Origin of the sequence: Pseudomonas azotoformans (assembly GCF_001579805.1) — a bacterium.
Lineage (GTDB): Bacteria > Pseudomonadota > Gammaproteobacteria > Pseudomonadales > Pseudomonadaceae > Aquipseudomonas > Aquipseudomonas azotoformans_A.
Window position 1 is genome coordinate 1,900,010 of sequence record NZ_CP014546.1, and the last position, 18,551, is coordinate 1,918,560.

12 protein-coding genes and 2 pseudogenes are annotated in these 18,551 nt (G+C 60.0%); 10 read left to right on the plus strand and 4 right to left on the minus strand.

Annotated elements, in window-relative coordinates; genetic code table 11:
• Window positions 1-35: 35 nt before the first annotated feature.
• Window positions 36-542, minus strand: coding sequence for a chorismate mutase (locus tag AYR47_RS08865; RefSeq protein ID WP_061449414.1), 507 nt, complete (start codon window positions 540-542; stop codon window positions 36-38).
• 157 nt (window positions 543-699) lie between these two features.
• A complete protein-coding gene (gene glnA / locus AYR47_RS08870; RefSeq protein ID WP_016979133.1) occupies window positions 700-2,106 on the minus strand; it encodes a type I glutamate--ammonia ligase in 1,407 nt (468 codons plus the stop codon).
• A gap of 334 nt (window positions 2,107-2,440) precedes the next feature.
• Here glnA and thiI point away from each other — a divergent pair, with 334 nt between their 5' ends.
• The gene (thiI, locus tag AYR47_RS08875; RefSeq protein ID WP_033897709.1) at window positions 2,441-3,895 is read left to right on the plus strand and encodes a tRNA uracil 4-sulfurtransferase ThiI; all 1,455 of its coding nucleotides are present in this window, start codon (window positions 2,441-2,443) and stop codon (window positions 3,893-3,895) included.
• 139 nt (window positions 3,896-4,034) lie between these two features.
• Window positions 4,035-5,855, plus strand: a complete 1,821-nt coding sequence (typA, locus tag AYR47_RS08880; RefSeq protein ID WP_032890153.1) for a translational GTPase TypA — start codon at window positions 4,035-4,037, stop codon at window positions 5,853-5,855.
• A 97-nt stretch (window positions 5,856-5,952) separates the two neighbouring features.
• Here the strand turns inward: typA and AYR47_RS08885 are convergent.
• Window positions 5,953-6,388, minus strand: a pseudogene (locus tag AYR47_RS08885) (YkgJ family cysteine cluster protein).
• Between the two features lie 240 nt (window positions 6,389-6,628).
• Between AYR47_RS08885 and AYR47_RS08890 the strand changes: the two are divergent.
• The 6 genes and pseudogenes from AYR47_RS08890 to AYR47_RS08915 all read left to right on the plus strand — a co-directional run bounded on the left by AYR47_RS08890 (window position 6,629) and on the right by AYR47_RS08915 (window position 15,721).
• Window positions 6,629-9,079 (plus strand): glycogen/starch/alpha-glucan phosphorylase, encoded by a 2,451-nt coding sequence (locus AYR47_RS08890; protein ID WP_033897710.1) that lies wholly within the window; start codon window positions 6,629-6,631, stop codon window positions 9,077-9,079.
• A gap of 84 nt (window positions 9,080-9,163) precedes the next feature.
• Window positions 9,164-12,214 carry a DUF2339 domain-containing protein gene (locus AYR47_RS08895; protein WP_061434951.1) on the plus strand — a complete coding sequence of 1,017 codons (3,051 nt, stop codon included), beginning with the start codon at window positions 9,164-9,166 and terminating at the stop codon, window positions 12,212-12,214.
• Window positions 12,214-13,570, plus strand: a pseudogene (locus AYR47_RS08900) (DUF3999 domain-containing protein). Before AYR47_RS08895 ends, AYR47_RS08900 begins: the two are co-directional and overlap by 1 nt.
• A 109-nt stretch (window positions 13,571-13,679) precedes the next feature.
• Window positions 13,680-14,690: a class 1 fructose-bisphosphatase gene (locus tag AYR47_RS08905; RefSeq protein ID WP_061434952.1), complete on the plus strand. Its 1,011-nt coding sequence runs from the start codon at window positions 13,680-13,682 to the stop codon at window positions 14,688-14,690.
• A gap of 176 nt (window positions 14,691-14,866) precedes the next feature.
• Entirely contained in the window at window positions 14,867-15,121 is a 255-nt protein-coding gene (locus AYR47_RS08910) for a lipoprotein (protein WP_033897714.1), read from the plus strand.
• Window positions 15,122-15,151: 30 nt separating this feature from the next.
• Window positions 15,152-15,721: a lipocalin family protein gene (locus tag AYR47_RS08915; protein WP_028615380.1), complete on the plus strand. Its 570-nt coding sequence runs from the start codon at window positions 15,152-15,154 to the stop codon at window positions 15,719-15,721.
• Between the two features lie 38 nt (window positions 15,722-15,759).
• Here the strand turns inward: AYR47_RS08915 and AYR47_RS08920 are convergent, their stop codons facing one another.
• Entirely contained in the window at window positions 15,760-17,124 is a 1,365-nt protein-coding gene (locus tag AYR47_RS08920) for a formimidoylglutamate deiminase (protein ID WP_033897715.1), read from the minus strand.
• 147 nt (window positions 17,125-17,271) lie between these two features.
• Here AYR47_RS08920 and hutC point away from each other — a divergent pair, with 147 nt between their 5' ends.
• Complete coding sequence (gene hutC / locus AYR47_RS08925; RefSeq protein WP_232920667.1) at window positions 17,272-17,982, plus strand: histidine utilization repressor; 711 nt, start codon at window positions 17,272-17,274, stop codon at window positions 17,980-17,982.
• Entirely contained in the window at window positions 17,979-18,536 is a 558-nt protein-coding gene (locus tag AYR47_RS08930) for a HutD/Ves family protein (protein ID WP_061434953.1), read from the plus strand. Before hutC ends, AYR47_RS08930 begins: the two co-directional genes overlap by 4 nt.
• Window positions 18,537-18,551 lie beyond the last annotated feature (15 nt).

Consider the following 18,551-nt stretch of genomic DNA (forward strand, 5'->3'; position numbering starts at 1 on the left):
TTGATCGCAGTGAGGATGCAGGACGGCGCCTCAAATCAAGTAGGTCGCGTACACAATTCTGCGGTGGCACGGATCATCGCCAGTTGACGCAACGGATCGTTCAGCGGCTCATGCACGGCTTCGGCCAGCCACTGTGGGCACTGTGGGTCAGTGCGCTGTGGGGTGAAGTCCGCCAATTGCTGCAGCAGGCGTTTTTGCAGTTCGTCCAACTGCGGGCGGATCTGTTTCACCAGGTCCGGCCGCGGATCGTCAGGCGCCTTGCCCTGGAACTGCCAGTCGGACAGATGGGTGTACTGCACCAGCTTGTTCGCCTCGATCTGCGCCGCGAAAAACTGCTCGACGGCGGCAGGTGCCAGCTTATATTCCGGTGCTTGGGCGACGACGCTGGCGATCACTTCTTGTTCGCGCTTTTTGTCCTCTACAGGCTTGTGGCTATCCCATTTGCTCAGGGCTACCTGGTCGGCGATCTCCAGGCGTTCGGCGATGCTGTTGAGCAGCGGGGCGAGCGTGGCGGGCGCCGCAGAGGCATTGGCGCTGATCATTAGCAGGGCAAAAGCGATTCGCAGGTTCAAGGTCGGTTTCCTTGTCGGGCAGTTGGGCGAGGTCTCAATAGTGAGGGTGTCAGGCTTTTATGTCAGGCAAAAAAAACCTCCCGAAGGAGGTCTTTTTCATCACGCTACGTTAAATAGCGCTACCGGATCAGCAGCTGTAGTACAGCTCGTATTCCAGTGGGTGTACGAAGGTGCGAACCTTGATTTCTTCTTCGCTTTTCAGGCCGATGTAAGCGTCGATGAAGTCGTCGCTGAACACGCCGCCTTTGGTCAGGAACGCACGGCCCTTGTCCAGCTCTTCCAGGGCTTCTTTCAGGCTGCCGCACACTTGTGGGATCTCTTTGGCCTCTTCAGGCGGCAGGTCGTACAAGTTTTTGTCGGCGGCGTCGCCAGGGTGGATCTTGTTCTGGATACCGTCCAGGCCGGCCATGACCAGGGCCGCGAAGGCCAGGTACGGGTTGGCTGCTGGATCCGGGAAGCGGGCTTCGATACGGCGAGCGCGAGGGCTGGACACGTAAGGAATACGGATCGAAGCGGAACGGTTGCGTGCCGAGTAGGCCAGCATTACCGGGGCTTCGAAACCTGGGACCAGACGCTTGTAGGAGTTGGTCGACGGGTTGGTGAAGCCGTTCAGGGCCTTACCGTGCTTGATGATACCGCCGATGAAGTACAGGGCAGTGTCGGACAGGCCGGCATAACCTTCGCCAGCGAAGGTGTTCTTGCCATCTTTGGCGATGGACAGGTGAACGTGCATACCCGAACCGTTATCGCCGTACAGTGGCTTAGGCATGAAGGTAGCGGTACGGCCGTAAGCGACTGCAGTGTTGTGTACGCAGTACTTCAGGGTCTGTACTTCGTCAGCCTTGGCAACCAGGGTGTTGAACTTCACACCGATTTCGTTCTGACCGGCAGTGGCCACTTCGTGGTGGTGCACTTCGATGACCAGGCCCATGTCTTCCATGGCGTTGCACATGGAGGTACGGATTTCGTGGTCGTGGTCGAACGGCGGAACTGGGAAGTAGCCACCTTTGATACCTGGACGGTGGCCATGGTTGCCGCCTTCCACGTCCTGGTCGGACATCCAGGAGCCTTGTTCGGAGTAGATCTTGAACATGGAACCGGAGATGTCGGACTTGAACTTAACCTGGTCGAAGATGAAGAATTCTGGCTCCGGGCCTACGAATACGGTGTCACCGATACCGGTGGACTTCAGGTATTCCTCGGCACGCTTGGCGATCGCACGTGGGTCGCGGTCGTAGCCTTGCATGGTCGAAGGCTCGATCACGTCGCAGACCAGGATCAGGGTCGGCTCTTCGGTGAACGGGTCGAGTACGGCAGTGCTGTCGTCCGGCATCAGGATCATGTCGGAGGCTTCGATGCCTTTCCAGCCAGCGATGGAGGAACCGTCGAACATTTTGCCTTCTTCGAAGAAAGCTTCATCCAGCGCGTCGCGAGCCGGCATGGTCACGTGGTGCTGAGTGCCTTTGGTGTCCGTGAAGCGCAGATCAATCCATTTAACGTCATGATCTTTGATGAGTTGAACCGACTTCGACATAGTGTCCTCCGGGTGGCTTCGGGCTGGGGTAGTGGAGTTAGCCCTTAGAATGTGGGTGATGCCGGCGCGGATAGTCCGCCATGGCAACCTGCCTCACAAGAGAGCAAATTGCATGCCAGTGCGCCAACATGGGTTTTCTGCTCCAAAAACGCCCCTATAAAGGTGCATTGCGACAAAAGCCCAAAAATAGCGCACCGCAATGTAGCGCAAAGGCGCACAAATGCACCTCTTTAGTGCGTTGCGCTTGCGATGCATATTAACTGGTTAAACCTTGAGCGATTTCCGCTATAATCCGCGCCCCCCTTTTTCAGCAGGCCCGGCGCGCGCTGTTTCCATGAAATTAATCGTAAAAGTCTTCCCCGAGATCACCATCAAAAGCCGACCGGTACGGACGCGTTTCATCCGTCAATTGGCCAAGAACATCCGTGCCGTGCTCCGCGATCTGGACCCGGCTGTGGTGGTGAACGGCGTGTGGGACAACCTCGAGCTGGAAACCCGTGTCACCGAGCCCAAAGCCTTGAAGGACATGACCGAGCGCCTGAGCTGCATGCCGGGCATCGCGCATTTCCTGCAGGTGGATGAGTACCCGCTGGGCGACTTCGACGACATCACCGAGAAGTGCAAACAGCACTACGGCAGCGAGCTGGAAGGCAAGATCTTTTCGGTGCGCTGCAAGCGTGCCGGCAAGCACACTTTCAGCTCCATGGACGTCGAAAAATACGTCGGCAGCAAGCTGCGTCGCGAGTGCGGCGCAGCCGGAATTTCCCTGAAAGCGCCACAAATTGAAGTGCGCATGGAAATTCGCGACCAACGGTTGTTTGTCATCCACAGCCAGCACAACAGCATCGGCGGTTATCCGTTGGGTGCCCTGGAACAGACCCTGGTCTTGATGTCCGGCGGTTTCGATTCCACGGTTGCTGCTTACCAGATCATGCGCCGCGGCCTGATGAGCCACTTCTGCTTCTTTAACTTGGGCGGGCGTGCACACGAATTGGGCGTGATGGAAGTCGCGCACTTTATCTGGAAGAAGTACGGCAGCTCCCAACGCGTGCTATTTGTGAGCGTACCGTTCGAAGAAGTGCTGGGCGAAATTCTCGGCAAAGTCGATAACGGTCATATGGGCGTGGTATTGAAGCGTATGATGTTGCGCGCCGCGTCGCAGATTGCCGACCGCTTGCAGATCGACGCACTGGTGACCGGTGAGGCGATCTCCCAGGTGTCCAGCCAGACGCTGCCGAACCTGTCGATCATCGACTGCGTTACCGAGAAGCTGGTGTTGCGCCCGCTGATCGCCAGTCACAAGCAGGACATCATCGACCTGGCAGAAGAAATCGGCACCGCCGACTTCGCCAAGCACATGCCTGAGTACTGCGGGGTCATTTCGGTGAATCCCAAGACCCACGCCAAGCGTCACCGCGTGGAGCATGAAGAGAAAGAATTCGACATGGCGATTCTGGAGCGTGCGCTCGAGAACGCCAAGCTGGTCCCGATCGATCGCGTGATCGACGAACTGGGCCAGGATGTGAAGATCGAAGAAGTCAGCGAAGCCCTGGCCGGCCAGATCGTCATCGACATCCGTCACCCGGATGCCGCTGAAGATGAGCCGCTGGAAATCGCCGGCATCGACGTACAAACGCTGCCGTTCTATGCATTGAACGCGCGTTTCAAGGAACTGGATAACAGCCGTCAGTACCTGCTGTATTGCGACAAAGGCGTGATGAGTCGCCTGCATGCCCACCATTTGCTCAGTGAGGGGCATGCCAATGTGCGCGTTTATCGACCGAGCTAAGAGCCCGGGGCTGTTTGCCTGTGGCCTGCGTCACCGGCCCCCCGACTCTGCCGTCAAGCTGTAACGGCAAGGCCTGACTCTACTGTTAATCGCTGCCACGACCTGTCAGCACACCGAATCCTCTGATCGAGATACACAAGTGATCGAAAATCTACGTAACATCGCCATCATTGCTCACGTTGACCATGGTAAAACCACCCTGGTAGACAAACTCCTGCGTCAATCCGGCACCCTGGAGCGCAACGAGCTCAACGACGAGCGCGTGATGGACTCCAACGACCAGGAAAAAGAGCGCGGTATTACCATCCTGGCTAAAAACACCGCTATCAACTGGAACGGCTACCACATCAACATCGTGGACACCCCGGGCCACGCCGACTTCGGCGGCGAAGTAGAACGCGTAATGTCGATGGTTGACTCCGTTCTGCTGCTGGTTGACGCTCAAGACGGCCCTATGCCGCAAACCCGTTTCGTGACCAAGAAGGCTTTCGAAGCCGGCCTGCGTCCGATCGTGTGCATCAACAAGGTTGACCGTCCAGGCGCGCGTCCGGACTGGGTTCTGGACCAGATCTTCGACCTGTTCGACAACCTGGGTGCCACCGAAGAACAGCTGGACTTCAAAGTCGTCTACGCCTCGGCCCTGAACGGTATTGCCGGTCTGGAACACACCGACATGGCTGAAGACATGACCCCGCTGTACCAGTCGATCGTCGACAACGTACCAGCGCCGAAAGTTGACCGTGACGGCCCGTTCCAGATGCAAATCTCGGCACTGGACTACAACAGCTTCCTGGGTGTTATCGGTGTTGGCCGTATCGCTCGTGGTAGCGTCAAGCCGAACACCCCGGTTGTCGCCATCGGCGCCGACGGCAAGAAGCGTAACGGTCGTATCCTGAAGCTGATGGGTCACCACGGCCTGCACCGTATCGACGTTGAAGAGGCTTTCGCCGGCGACATCGTATGCGTGAGCGGCATGGACTCCCTGTTCATCTCCGACACCCTGTGCCAGCCGGACAACGTCGAGGCCATGAAGCCTCTGACCGTTGACGAGCCAACCGTTTCCATGACCTTCCAGGTAAACGACTCGCCATTCTGCGGTAAAGAAGGCAAGTTCGTGACCTCCCGTAACATCAAGGAGCGTCTGGACAAAGAGCTGCTGTACAACGTTGCTCTGCGCGTTGAAGAAGGCGACTCGGCTGACAAGTTCAAGGTTTCCGGCCGTGGTGAGCTGCACCTCTCGGTACTGATCGAAACCATGCGTCGCGAAGGCTTCGAAATGGGCGTTGGTCGTCCAGAAGTGATCATCCGTCAGGTTGACGGCGTGAAGCAGGAACCTTTCGAAAACGTCACCATCGACACCCCGGAAGAATCCCAGGGCAAGGTGATGGAAGAGATGGGCCTGCGTAAAGGCGACCTGACCAACATGGTGCCGGATGGCAAAGGCCGTGTGCGTCTGGAATACAACATCCCTGCGCGTGGTCTGATCGGTTTCCGTAACCAGTTCCTGACCCTGACCAACGGTGCTGGCATCCTGACCTCGATCTTCGATCGCTACGACACCATGAAGTCCGGCGACATGTCCGGCCGTCAGAACGGTGTTCTGGTATCGGTAGAAACCGGCAAGGCGCTGACCTACTCCCTGGAAACCCTCCAGGCGCGTGGCAAGCTGTTCGTTGAACACGGTCAAGAGATCTACAACGGTCAGATCGTTGGTCTGAACAGCCGTGACAACGACATGGGCGTCAACCCAACCAAAGGCAAGAAGCTCGACAACATGCGTGCTTCGGGCAAAGACGAAACCATCGCTCTGGTTCCACCTGTTCGCTTCACCCTGGAACAGGCCCTGGAATTCATCCAGGACGACGAGCTGTGCGAAGTCACGCCTAAGTCGATCCGCCTGCGTAAGAAGATCCTGGACGAAGGCGAGCGTACCCGCGCTGCCAAGAAAGCCAAGAACTGAGTTAACTCAGGCTGAATGAAAAACGCCCCCGGTCGAAAGGCCGGGGGCGTTTTTTTGTGCCTGCGATAGGGCCCTAAAGGGCACTACATAGCTTGGATCAGAACTTGTCGAGGGTCTTGAACTTAGTCTCGCGCACCACTTCCTTCGGCTTATACGCGCAATACCCCGGCCGCGGCCCGATTTTCGGGTGATTGCGGCAAGTATCCGGGCGCTTGTCATAAATAGTGCAGAAGCGCGTCTTACGATCCAGGAACAGGCAATCGTTGTTGCTCATGCGCTGCAGGGTAAAAATCTCGGATTTGGAATTGAAGCGCTCGACGATGCCTTCCTTTTGCAGCCGCTTGGCGATGTTCTTCGCAGGGTCGCCGAGTTCGAACTCATCGACCAGGCCCGATGCGGATCAGGTCCTTGACCTTCACTTCCACCGGCAGCGTGCAGCAGCTGGACACGCAACCACCGCACATGTGCGCGGAATATTTCTGCCACGTTTCGAGACGGTCGAGTTCCGCGGCGGCGATCAATTGAGGCTTCATCAGGGTTCCAAAAGGTGGGGCTGTATCCGGGCGCGCGATCATACCGGGATTGGTGATTTTTTGAACAATATTTTGTGGGTTTCGGCCAGAAGGTGCGCGTTTGCCAAAAGCAGGCACGGCCAATGCATCAAAACCCTGCAAAGGTAAATGCGTTAAAAAAGTGCCGAACCAGAGCGTCTACCGTCTGTCAGACCGTCTAGGCTCTAGCAACTCCTTCTATCTCGCCCGAGGTCGCAATTGATGTCTCAGGAACCACTTGCACGAGAAGCAGAGGTAGCCGCATTTCGCGATGCCGTCTTGACCAAACTCACCTACGCGGTGGGCAAGGACCCGGATCACGCCTTCGACCACGACTGGTTTGAAGCCATTGCCCTGGCCGCACGCGACCAGATGGTCGATCACTGGATGGACCACACCCGACGCATCTACCGCAAAGGCCAGAAGCGGGTTTACTACCTTTCCCTGGAATTCCTCATCGGCCGCTTGCTCTATGACAGCCTGAGCAACCTCGGCGTGCTGGAGATTGCGCGCGAAGCGCTATCGGAGCTGGGCGTCGACCTGGAGCGCATCCGCCTGCTGGAGCCCGATGCCGCGCTCGGCAACGGTGGCCTGGGCCGCCTGGCGGCGTGCTTCATGGAAAGCATGTCGACCCTGGGTGTGGCCGGCCACGGTTATGGCATCCGCTATGAACACGGCCTGTTCCGCCAGGCGATTGTCGATGGTTGGCAACAGGAGCAGACCGAACACTGGCTGGACTTCGGCAACCCCTGGGAATTCGAACGCCCTGAAGTGGTGTACCCGATCGGCTTTGGTGGCAGCGTCGAAACCCTGGATGACGGCACCGGCAAAATGGTTCAGCGGTGGACCCCCAATGAAACCGTGCGCGCCATTGCCTATGACACGCCGGTGGTCGGCTGGCGCGGCGCCAGCGTCAACACCCTGCGCCTGTGGCGTGCCCGTGCGGTGGAAGACCTGCACCTGGAGCGCTTCAACGCCGGTGACCACCTGGGCGCCGTCGCCGAAGTAGCGCGTGCCGAAAGCATCTCCCGAGTGCTTTACCCGGCCGATAGCACCGAAGCGGGGCAGGAACTGCGCCTGCGCCAGGAATATTTCTTCGTCGCCGCCTCCCTGCAAGACCTGCTGCGCCGCCATAAGAACATGCACGGCTCGGTGCTGAGCCTGGGCGAACACGCCGCGATCCAGCTCAACGACACCCACCCGTCCATCGCCGTGGCCGAGTTGATGCGTCAGTTGGTGGACCTGCACGACATTCCATGGGAAGCCGCGTGGGATGTCACTGTCGAAACCCTTTCCTACACCAACCACACCTTGTTGCCTGAGGCATTGGAAACCTGGCCTGTAGGCTTGATGGAGCGCATGCTGCCCCGGCACATGCAGATCATCTACCTGATCAACGCCCAGCACATCGATTCGCTGCGCGCCAAAGGCATCCATGACTTTGACGTGCTGCGCGCGGTGTCCCTGATCGAAGAAGACAACGGTCGTCGCGTGCGCATGGGCAACCTGGCGTTCCTCGGCTCCCACAGCGTCAACGGCGTGTCCGGCCTGCATACTCAATTGATGCGCAGCACCGTGTTCTCCGAGCTGCACAAGTTGTACCCGGAGCGCATCAACAACAAAACCAACGGCATTACCTTCCGCCGCTGGCTGTATCAGGCCAACCCCAAGCTCACGTCCATGCTGGTGGAAGCGCTCGGCCCGGACATTCTCGACAAGCCCGAAGAACGGCTGGTGGAGCTTGAGCCATTTGCCGAAAAACAGACGTTCCGCAAGGCCTTTGCCGAGCAGCGTCTGCACAGTAAGCGGGCGCTGGCGGACATCATTCATGAGCGCCTGGGCATTGCGGTCAACCCGGCGGCGATGTTCGACGTGCAGGTCAAGCGGATCCACGAATACAAGCGTCAACTGCTCAACCTGCTGCACACCGTGGCGTTGTACCAGGCGATCCGCGCCGAACCGGGCACCGACTGGGTGCCGAGGGTGAAGATCTTCTCCGGCAAGGCGGCGGCCAGTTATCACCAGGCCAAATTGATCATCAAGCTGACCAACGACATCGCCCGTACGGTCAACAACGACCCGACCGTGCGCGGTTTGCTCAAGGTGGTGTTCCTGCCCAACTACAACGTCAGCCTGGCGGAAAGCATCATCCCGGCGGCGGACTTGTCGGAGCAGATTTCCACTGCCGGCTTCGAAGCGTCGGGCACCAGCAACATGAAATTCGGCCTCAACGGCGCGCTGACCATCGGCACCATGGACGGCGCCAATGTGGAAATGCATGAGCGTGTGGGCGCCGAGCACATGTTTATCTTCGGCCTCAGTGCGCAGCAGGTTGAAGCCCGTAAACACGCGGGTGAGTTCAACGCAGGTCCTGATATCGCGGCGTCTCACCGCTTGAACGACGTGCTGCAAGCGATCCGGGGCGGGGTGTTCTCGCCGGATGATCCGGGCCGCTATGTAGGGTTGATCGATGGGCTGATCGACTACGACCGCTTCCTGGTGTGTGCCGACTTCGATTCGTACTGGGACGCCCAGGCGCGGGTCGAGGCGCATTGGCATGATTCCAAGGCCTGGTGGCGTTCGGCGGTGCTGAATACGGCGCGTATGGGCTGGTTCAGTTCGGATCGTACGATCAGGGAGTACGCCACGGAGATCTGGAAAGCCCTCGACTGAGTTTTCCAGATCTGTGCCCCAAGGCCCAACCTCTGTTGGGCCTTGTCGATATACTAGGCCTCGGTTTGCTTAGGGATATCGACCATGCAATGGATTTTCATGCTGATTGGCCTGGTGCTCGGCTGGACGCTCGACGAGTCGTTCAGTGATGCGGGCATGGGTGCGCTGCTGGGGTTGGGCATTGGCCAGGCGATACGCCTGGCGCAGCTGTCGGCCAAGGCGGACCAGCAGGCACGTCAGTTGGAAACCACGCAGAAATCGCTGATTGCGCTGGGCGAACGCCTGCGGCAGTTGGAAGTCCCAGCGCCTGCAAGCAGCATGAGGGTTGAACCCTCTGTTCCCGAATCGGCACCTGTCGCCAAGTCACCCGAATTGGTGTGGGAGCTGCCTGCCGAATTGGCACCCGTTGCTCTGGTCCCTGAGCAGAGCCAGCCGCTGTTGGATGACGTGTGGACGCCAGCGCCGACGGCTAAAGAACCCGCAACCCCTAGCGGCCCCAACCTGATCGAACGCGCCATCGAGGGGGCGCGCAATTGGCTGCTCGGCGGCAACACCGTGCTGCGCGTCGGCGTGGTGCTGTTATTCCTCGGCCTGGCTTTCCTGCTGCGTTATGCCACTGAAGGCATGGTGGTGCCGATCGAGTTGCGTTACGCCGGTGTTGCCGCCGCTGCATTGGGCCTGCTGGGCCTGGGCTGGTGGCTGCGGCTGCGCAACAGCAACTACGGCTTGATGCTGCAAGGCGCGGGGATTGCGGTGTTGTACCTCACGGTGTTTGCGGCGATGCGTCTGCATCCGCTGATCGATCCTGGCGCGGCAATGGGGTTGCTGGTCGCCGTCACGGTATTTTCAGCGATCCTGGCGATCACCCAGGATGCGCTCGGGCTGGCTTGTGCGGCAGCGTTGGGCGGTTTTGCGGCGCCGATCCTGGTATCGACTGGCGCCGGAAGCCATGTGGCGCTGTTCAGCTATTTTGCGTTGCTCAACGCCGGCATTCTCGCGATTGCCTGGTTCAAAGCCTGGCGCCTGCTGAACGTGATCGGTTTTGTGGGCACCTTCGGGATCGGTTTCGCCTGGGGCATGCGCTCCTATACGCCGGAGCTGTTGTGGAGCACCGAGCCGTTCCTGATCCTGTTTTTTGCGATGTACCTGGCTATCGGCCTGTTGTACGCCCGGCGCACATTGCTGGAGGTGGGCGAGGGCGACAGCCTGGGTGCGCAATGGCGCAAGGGCGACTATGTCGACGGCACCTTGTTGTTCGGCCCGCCTCTGGTGGGTTTTGGCTTGCAGTTCGCGCTGGTGCAGCACCTTGAGTTTGCCGCTGCGTTCAGTGCGCTGGGCCTGGGCATCCTTTACATGGTCTTGGCCCGTGTACTCAGTGGCGGGCGCGCCGTGCTCCTGACGGAAACCTGTCTGGCCCTGGGCGTGATCTTCGCCAGCTTGGCCATTCCCTTGGGGCTCGATGCACGCTGGACGGCTGCGGCGTGGGCCGTCGAAGGCGCCGGCATCTTCTGGCTCGGTCTGCGCCAGCATCGCCCTGTGGCGCGCGCGTTCGCCTTGTTGCTGCAACTGGGTTCGCTGCTCGCCTTCCTCAGCGAGCTGCGCGATGGCCAGAACACGTTGCTGCAGGGGCCTCCACTAGGGGCGTTGTTGCTGGGCGCGGCATTGTTGTTCAGCTTTTATCAACTACACAAAGCCGCGCCGGAACAGACCCGGCGTTGGGAGCGCATCGGCGCTCCGGCACTCGCCGTACTCGGCCTGGGTTGCGCCTACCTTCTGGCGCCGCTGTTGTTTTCGACCCAAGGCAGCATCGTCAGTTGGGCAGTTGCTGGCCTCGCGACCCTGTGGGCGGGTCAGCGAATCGGCTCGCCCGTGGTGGTGCGCTGTGGCATTGCTGTGCAAGTCCTTGCCGGCGCGCTGTTTGCGCTCGACCCGGTGAACAATGCCTGGACACCGATGATCATTGCCTTGGCGGCAATGCTCGGCGCCTGGCGCTTGTTCAGTGGCCGCTTGTCCGCAGGTCTTTTGGCCTGGGGCGTGGCGTGGTGGGCGCTGGCGGTGATCATTGAAGTGTGGCGCTTGGCGCCTGCACCTTTGCATGCTGCGCTGTTGCTGCTGGCGGCTGCGCTGAGCGGGGTGATCTGGACAACACTGGCGCTGCGTTTGCGCTGGGTGGCGTTGGGTATCGCCAGCACGTTGCTGATGCCTGCGGCGGGCCTGGTGTTATGGGGCGCGTGGACCGAGTATTACCACCCGGCCGCGCAGTTCGGCTGGCTGGCCTGGCTGGCGGTGTTCACGGTGCATTTCATCTCGCTGCGGCGTTTAGCAACGGTGGTGCCCGGCAAAGTGCTGAGCGCGGCTCACGTACTCGGCTGCTGGATGCTGATCGGCGTGCTGGCGCTGGAACTGCGTTACGGCTTGCTGGTGCTGTCGAGCGAATACAACGCCTGGCGCTGGCTGGGCTGGGCGATCCTGCCAAGCCTGTACCTGGTGCTGGCCGCCGCGCCGCGCAGTTGGCCGTGGCCAGTTTGCGCGTACCCAAGGGAGTACCGCGTGCTCGCCGTATTGCCCCTGGCGGTGCTGATGCTCGGTTGGTTCTGGCTGGCAAATATCTTCAGTGACGGCACGGCCAAGCCGCTGCCCTATGTGCCGCTGCTCAACCCGCTGGACCTGGGCCTGCTGTTCGCATTGCTGGGCATTTACCTGTGGTTGCGCAGTGTGGCGCCGCAGCGCGGGCCGCGTGTCGAGTTGATCGCCCAGGGCGTGGCAGGCATTTCCCTGTTTGCCTTCTTTACCGCGCTGGTGATGCGCACCGCCCACCATTGGAGCGGCGTACCGTTTCATCTGGATGCGCTGCTGGAGTCCATGCTGGTGCAGGCGGGCCTGTCGATCATCTGGACCCTGATCGCCCTCGGCCTGATGATCGGCGGCCACCTGCGCCATCGTCGCGAAGTGTGGCTGATCGGCGCGGCACTGATTGCCGTGGTGGTGGCCAAGCTGTTTTTTGTCGAGCTGAGTAACCGTGGCGGCTTGGCGCGGATTGTGTCGTTTATCGGCGTGGGCGGTTTGTTGCTGGTGGTGGGCTACTTTGCGCCGCTGCCGCCCAAACGCGTTGAAACTGAGGGAGCGTCCTCTTGATGGGCAAGCTGAGTCTGAGTGGGTTGACGGTGTGGATGCTGTGCTCGGCGGCGTTTGCTCAAGAACGTCCGGCTGATTTCGCCACCCAGGTGCCGCTGGCCGTGAGCGGCACGGGTCCCTGGTATCGCCTGGAGCTGCCATTGGCGGTTCAACTAAGTGCACGTCACGCCGATCTTAGCGATGTGCGGGTATTCAACGCTGCCGGTGAACCCCAGGCCTATGCGTTGTCGCGTCAGTCCGCGCAACGCTACGAGACTCGCAACGTCACCGACGTGAAGTGGTTCCCGCTATACGCTGCCGATACCGAGCAAGCCTTGCCCGACGTGGTGATGAAGGCCACCACCACAGGCACCTTGGTGGAAATCACGCCATCCTCTGCGCCCAAACCCGGCAAGCAAGTGCTGCGCGGCTGGGTGTTGGATGCCAGTGCAATCAAGGCGCCTTTGCAGCAATTGAGCCTGGACTGGAGCCATGACCAGGAGGGCTTCCAGCGTTTCAGCATTGAAGCCAGTGATGACTTGCAGCACTGGCAAGCCTGGGGCGATGGGCAAGTGGCGCGTTTGTCATTTGCCGACGAACGGGTCGAGCAGCATGACGTGAGCCTGCCGGGGCAATCGGCGCGTTACTTGCGCCTGGTCTGGCAAGGCCAGGCGGCGCCATTGCTGACCTCTGCCCAGTTGGTGAGTGCCACCCGCAGCCACTTGGCCCTGCCATTGGTATGGTCGCAACCCTTGGCGGGCACGCGGCTCAAGGCCGGGGAGTACAGCTGGCAGTTGCCCACGGGGCTGACTCTTGAGCGGCTGCGCATCGAGTTGAAACAACCCAACACTTTGGCGCCCGTGACGCTGGCGGGGCGCAGGGACAGCCAGCAGGCCCTGGCAGCCCCTGAGCAATGGCGTGCTGTATCGCCTGACCCAGAATGGCCGGGACGTGGTGCAGGATGAATTGCAGCTGCCGGGCCAGACGGTTGCCGAGCTCAAGTTGACTGTCGATGAGCGCGGTGGCGGCCTGGGTGTCGAGGCGCCGGCGCTGCGTTTTGCGGTACGTGCCACGCAATTGGTGTTCCTGGCACGGGGCGAGCCGCCGTTCACCCTGGCGTTGGGCAATGCGTCGGCCAAGGCGGCGAACCTTCCGCTCTCGACCTTGATCCCCGACTACAGCGCCGAGCGTCTCAAGACGTTGGGGCAGGCAACGGTCACCGGGGAAATCGCCACTGCGCCGCCCGCCGTCGCGCCCGCTGCCGATGCCGGAGCAGACTGGAAAAAACTCGGTCTTTGGGCCGTGTTGCTGCTCGGCGTGGCGGCACTGGGCGCCATGGCCTACAGTTTGCTGCGCAAGCCGCCGGTGGCACGTTAAATAAAGTCCATGAACTCTATTGGGTTTAAATCCTCTGATAGGAGGAAATACGCCCCGACTCGCGTTAAACTGCGCGGGTTTTCAAGCCCCCCCTTTTCCGGAGCCTTACATGTCCCGCGTTACCTTGAGTCGCTATTTGATTGAGCAGACCCGCAGCAACAACACGCCTGCCGATCTGCGCTTCCTTATCGAAGTGGTGGCGCGTGCTTGCAAGGAAATCAGCCACGCCGTGTCCAAAGGCGCACTGGGTGGTGTCCTGGGCAGCATGGGCACCGAAAACGTGCAGGGCGAAGTGCAGAAGAAACTCGACGTGATCTCCAACGAGATCCTGCTCGAAGCCAACGAATGGGGCGGTCACCTGGCCGGCATGGCGTCCGAAGAAATGGACAATGCCTACCAGATCCCCGGCAAATACCCGAAAGGCGCCTACCTGTTGGTGTTCGACCCACTGGACGGTTCGTCCAACATCGACATCAACGCACCAGTCGGCACTATCTTCTCGGTACTGCGTTGCCCGAACGAATACCTGAGCCAGAACGAGCCGCTGAACGAGAAAGCGTTCCTGCAGCCAGGCACCCAACAGGTTGCTGCCGGCTATGCTATCTACGGCCCACAGACCATGCTGGTGCTGACCTTGGGCGACGGCGTTAAAGGCTTCACCCTGGACCGCGAGATGGGCAGCTTTGTACTGACCCACGAAGACATCTCCATTCCTGCTTCTACTCAGGAATTTGCGATCAACATGTCCAACCAGCGTCACTGGGAAGAGCCTGTGACCCGCTACGTGGGCGAGCTGATGGCTGGCGAAGAAGGCCCGCTGAAGAAAAACTTCAACATGCGCTGGGTGGCCGCAATGGTTGCCGACGTGCACCGTATCCTGACCCGTGGTGGCCTGTTCATGTACCCACGCGACAGCCGCGAGCCGTCCAAGCCAGGCAAACTGCGCCTGATGTACGAAGCCAACCCGATGTCCTTCTTGGTTGAGCAAGCCGGCGGCGCGTCCACCGACGGCCACCAGCGCATCCTCGACATCCAGCCTGAAGGCCTGCACCAGCGTGTGGCGGTGTTCCTGGGCTCGAAGGAAGAAGTTGAGCGTGTGACGGCGTATCACAAGAAGTAAGTTGATGCGATAAGTGGCCGGCATTGTTGTGAGCCGGTTCACCCCTGAAGAAGCCCCGAAACGTTTCAGCGTTTTCGGGGCTTTTTTGTTTTCGCTCATCGGGAACCAGACACCTCTTTTCCCTTCTAAGCTTCTGGCAGATACCCACGCTGCTTCGTCCCTCCAGGAGTTTTTCCATGTCGTTACGCCGTCTCGCTTTGCTGGCTTTTTGCGTGCTGTTGGCCGCTTGCAGCAAGGTCAACCAAGAAAATTATCAAAAATTGTCGGCTGGCATGGCCAAGGCTGAAGTGGAGTCGTTGCTGGGTAAGCCGACCGATTGTTCCGGCGCGCTGGGTATGTCCAGCTGCACCTGGGGCGATAAAAACAGCTTTATCAGCGTTCAATATGCCGGTGACAAGGTTCTGATGTTTTCCGGGCAAGGCCTGAAGTAAACCGGGGCGAGAGCCTGCGGGAGAAGAAGAATGATGCGTTTTGTTTTGTTCCTTTGTGCCAGCCTGTTTTTGGCGGGCTGCGCCAGCCATTCTGGCGATGATCTGCAACCCAAGACAGCGAGCAACGTCAACCTCAAGCGTTACCAGGGCACCTGGTATGAGTTGGCCCGATTGCCGATGTACTTCCAGCGCAATTGCGCGCAGTCCGAAGCCCGCTACACCTTGCTGCCCGATGGCGACATGTCGGTGTTCAACCGCTGCCTGACGACCGAATGGAAGTGGGAAGAAGCCAAGGGCACCGCCACCCCGCAAGTGCCGGGCAAGACCGACAAGCTCTGGGTGGAATTCAACAATTGGTTCACCGCGCTGTTGCCGGGCGTCGCCAAGGGCGATTACTGGGTGCTGTACGTCAGTGATGACTACAAGACCGCGATTGTGGGCAGCCCGAGCCGGCGGTACATGTGGATATTGTCGCGCACGCCGACGGTCAGTGCGGACACCCGCGAAGACCTGCTGAGCAGGGCGCGGCAGCAGGGGTATGACACCACGCGGTTGATCTGGCGCACGTCGGACAAGCAGATGGCGAAGACCTCGCAGTAAGTAAAAAAACCGCCGCCCGGATAAGGCGGCGGTTTTTTTCAGCCCAGCAAATCCCTCAAGACGTGCGTGAACGCCCGGCTGCTTTCTTCCTCACCGGCATGATGCCCATCGCGCACCACCCAATTTCCGTTCACCAGCACATCCCGTACCTGCCGATCGCCGCCCGCGAACAGCCAGCGGTTGAGAATTCCGTCCTCAGTCGCCGTCGCCAGGTACGGATCATTACCGTCCAGCACAATCCAATCCGCACGCTTGCCCACTTCCAGCCGACCAATCGGCTGCCCCAACGCCTGGGCACCGCCGTCCAGCGCGGCGTCAAACAGCGTACGGCCGACCATCGGCTGATCACTGCGATACAAACGATTACGCCGCTGATCGCGCAGGCGCTGACCATATTCCAACCAGCGCAGCTCTTCTACCACGCTCAATGACACATGGCTGTCGGAGCCGATACCCATGCGTCCGCCCTGGGCCAGAAAGTCCACCGCCGGGAAGATCCCATCACCCAGGTTGGCCTCGGTGGTCAAGCACAGGCCAGCAATCGCGCGGCTCTTGGCCATGCGTGCGACTTCATTCGCATCGGCATGAGTGGCATGCACCAGGCACCAGCGCTCATCCACTTCAATATTGTCATACAGCCATTGCAGCGGGCGTTTGCCGCTCCAGGCCATGCAGTCGTCGACTTCCTTTTGTTGTTCGGCGATGTGGATATGCACCGGGCACGCCTTGTCGCTGGCGGCAAGCACATCATTGATTTGCTGCGGCGTCACCGCGCGCAGCGAGTGGAAGCACAGCCCCAACTGCTGCGCCGGTTGTGCGGCGAGGAGGGGTTTCAGCTGCGCCTGCAGGTCCAGGTAGTTTTCAGTGCTGTTGATAAACCGCCGCTGGCCTTCATTCGGCGCCTGGCCGCCAAACCCCGAGTGGGTGTACAGCACGGGCAGCAATGTCAGGCCAATCCCGCTGCTGGCCGCCGCCTGGCTGATCTGTCGCGACAGTTCCGTGCGATCGGCATACGGTTGACCGCTGACGTCATGGTGCACATAGTGAAATTCAGCCACCGACGTGTAGCCGGCCTTGAGCATTTCGATATACAACTGGCGCGCGATCACCTGCAATTGGTCCGGGCTGATCTTGCCGACCATGCGATACATCAGGTCGCGCCAGGTCCAGAAACTGTCATTCGGGTTGCCAGCAACTTCCGCCAAACCCGCCATGGCGCGTTGAAACGCATGGGAATGCAGGTTCGGCATACCCGCTAAAACCGGGCCTCTCAGCCGTTCGGCAGCCTCTGCGCTGGCATTGGCCTCAACCTTTGTCAGCAGCCCATCGGCGCTCACTTCAAGACGTACATCGTTGGCCCATCCATTAGGCAGCAGCGCGCGTTCGGCAAAGAAAGCGGACATGATCAAGGCACCCCGGTCGTGTGTTTATTTGTATATACATATACAGACGTTTGCCTGCTCGGTAAACTCCGGCAATCTATGCATCTTTTCCCCCTGCAAGGATTCCCTGTGCCGACTCCGCCTGCCAAGTCTTCGCTGGCTGCCCACATGGACGAAAGTCCGGCGCCCTTGTATGCCCGCGTCAAACAGATGATCAGCCAGCAGATTCTCAACGGCAACTGGCCGCCCCATTACCGCGTGCCGTCGGAGAGCGAACTGGTCAGCCAGCTGGGTTTCAGCCGCATGACCATCAACCGCGCCCTGCGCGAGCTCACCGCTGAAGGTTTGTTGGTGCGCATGCAAGGTGTCGGCACCTTTGTCGCTGAGCCCAAGAGCCAGTCAGCCCTGTTCGAAGTGCATAACATTGCCGATGAGATCGCCTCCCGCGGTCATCGGCATACCTGCCAGGTCATCCACCTGGGCGAAGAGGCTGCCGGTTCCGAGCGCGCCGTCGCCTTGGAGATGCGTGAAGGCGGGCGCGTTTTCCATTCATTGATCGTGCACTTCGAAAACGATATTCCCGTGCAAATCGAAGACCGTTTCGTCAACGCCTTGGTCGCGCCGGAATACCTGCAACAGGATTTCACCCAACAAACGCCGTATGCCTACCTGAACCAGGTGGCGCCGCTGACCGAAGGCGAGCACGTGGTGGAAGCCATCCTTGCCGACGCCGCCGAGTGCAAGCTGCTGCAGATCGAACCCACCGAGCCGTGCCTGTTGATTCGCCGACGCACCTGGTCGGGCCGCCAGCCGGTGACCGCCGCGCGTTTGATCCACCCCGGTTCCCGTCACAGCCTGGAAGGACGCTTCAGTAAATGAGTTCCGTAAAAGTCTGGCGCGCCGCCGATTACGTACGCATGCCTTGGAAAAACGGCGGCGGCAGCACCGAAGAAATCACCCGTGATGCCGGTACAGGGCTGGATGGCTTTGGTTGGCGCTTGTCGATTGCGGATATCGCGGAATCCGGCGGCTTCTCCACCTTTGCCGGCTACCAGCGCGTGATCACCGTGATCCAGGGCGCCGGCATGGTGTTGACCGTAGACGGCGAGGAGCAGAGCGGGTTGCTGCCGCTGCAAGCCTTTGCGTTCAAGGGTGACAGCCAGGTGTCATGCCGTTTGATTACCGGGCCGATCCGCGACTTCAACCTGATCTATTCTCCCCAGCGTTACCACGCACGGCTGCAATGGATCGATGGCGAACAGCGCTTCTTCAGCACCGCGCAGACGGTGCTGGTGTTCAGTGTTGCGGATGAAGTGAAGGTGCTGGACCAGAAACTTGGTCATCACGACTGCCTGCAAGTGGACGGTAACACTGACCTGCTGGAGGTTGCCGTGAGCGGTCGCTGTTGCGTTATCGAACTGAGCAACCGCTGAGCGCTTGTATGGCCG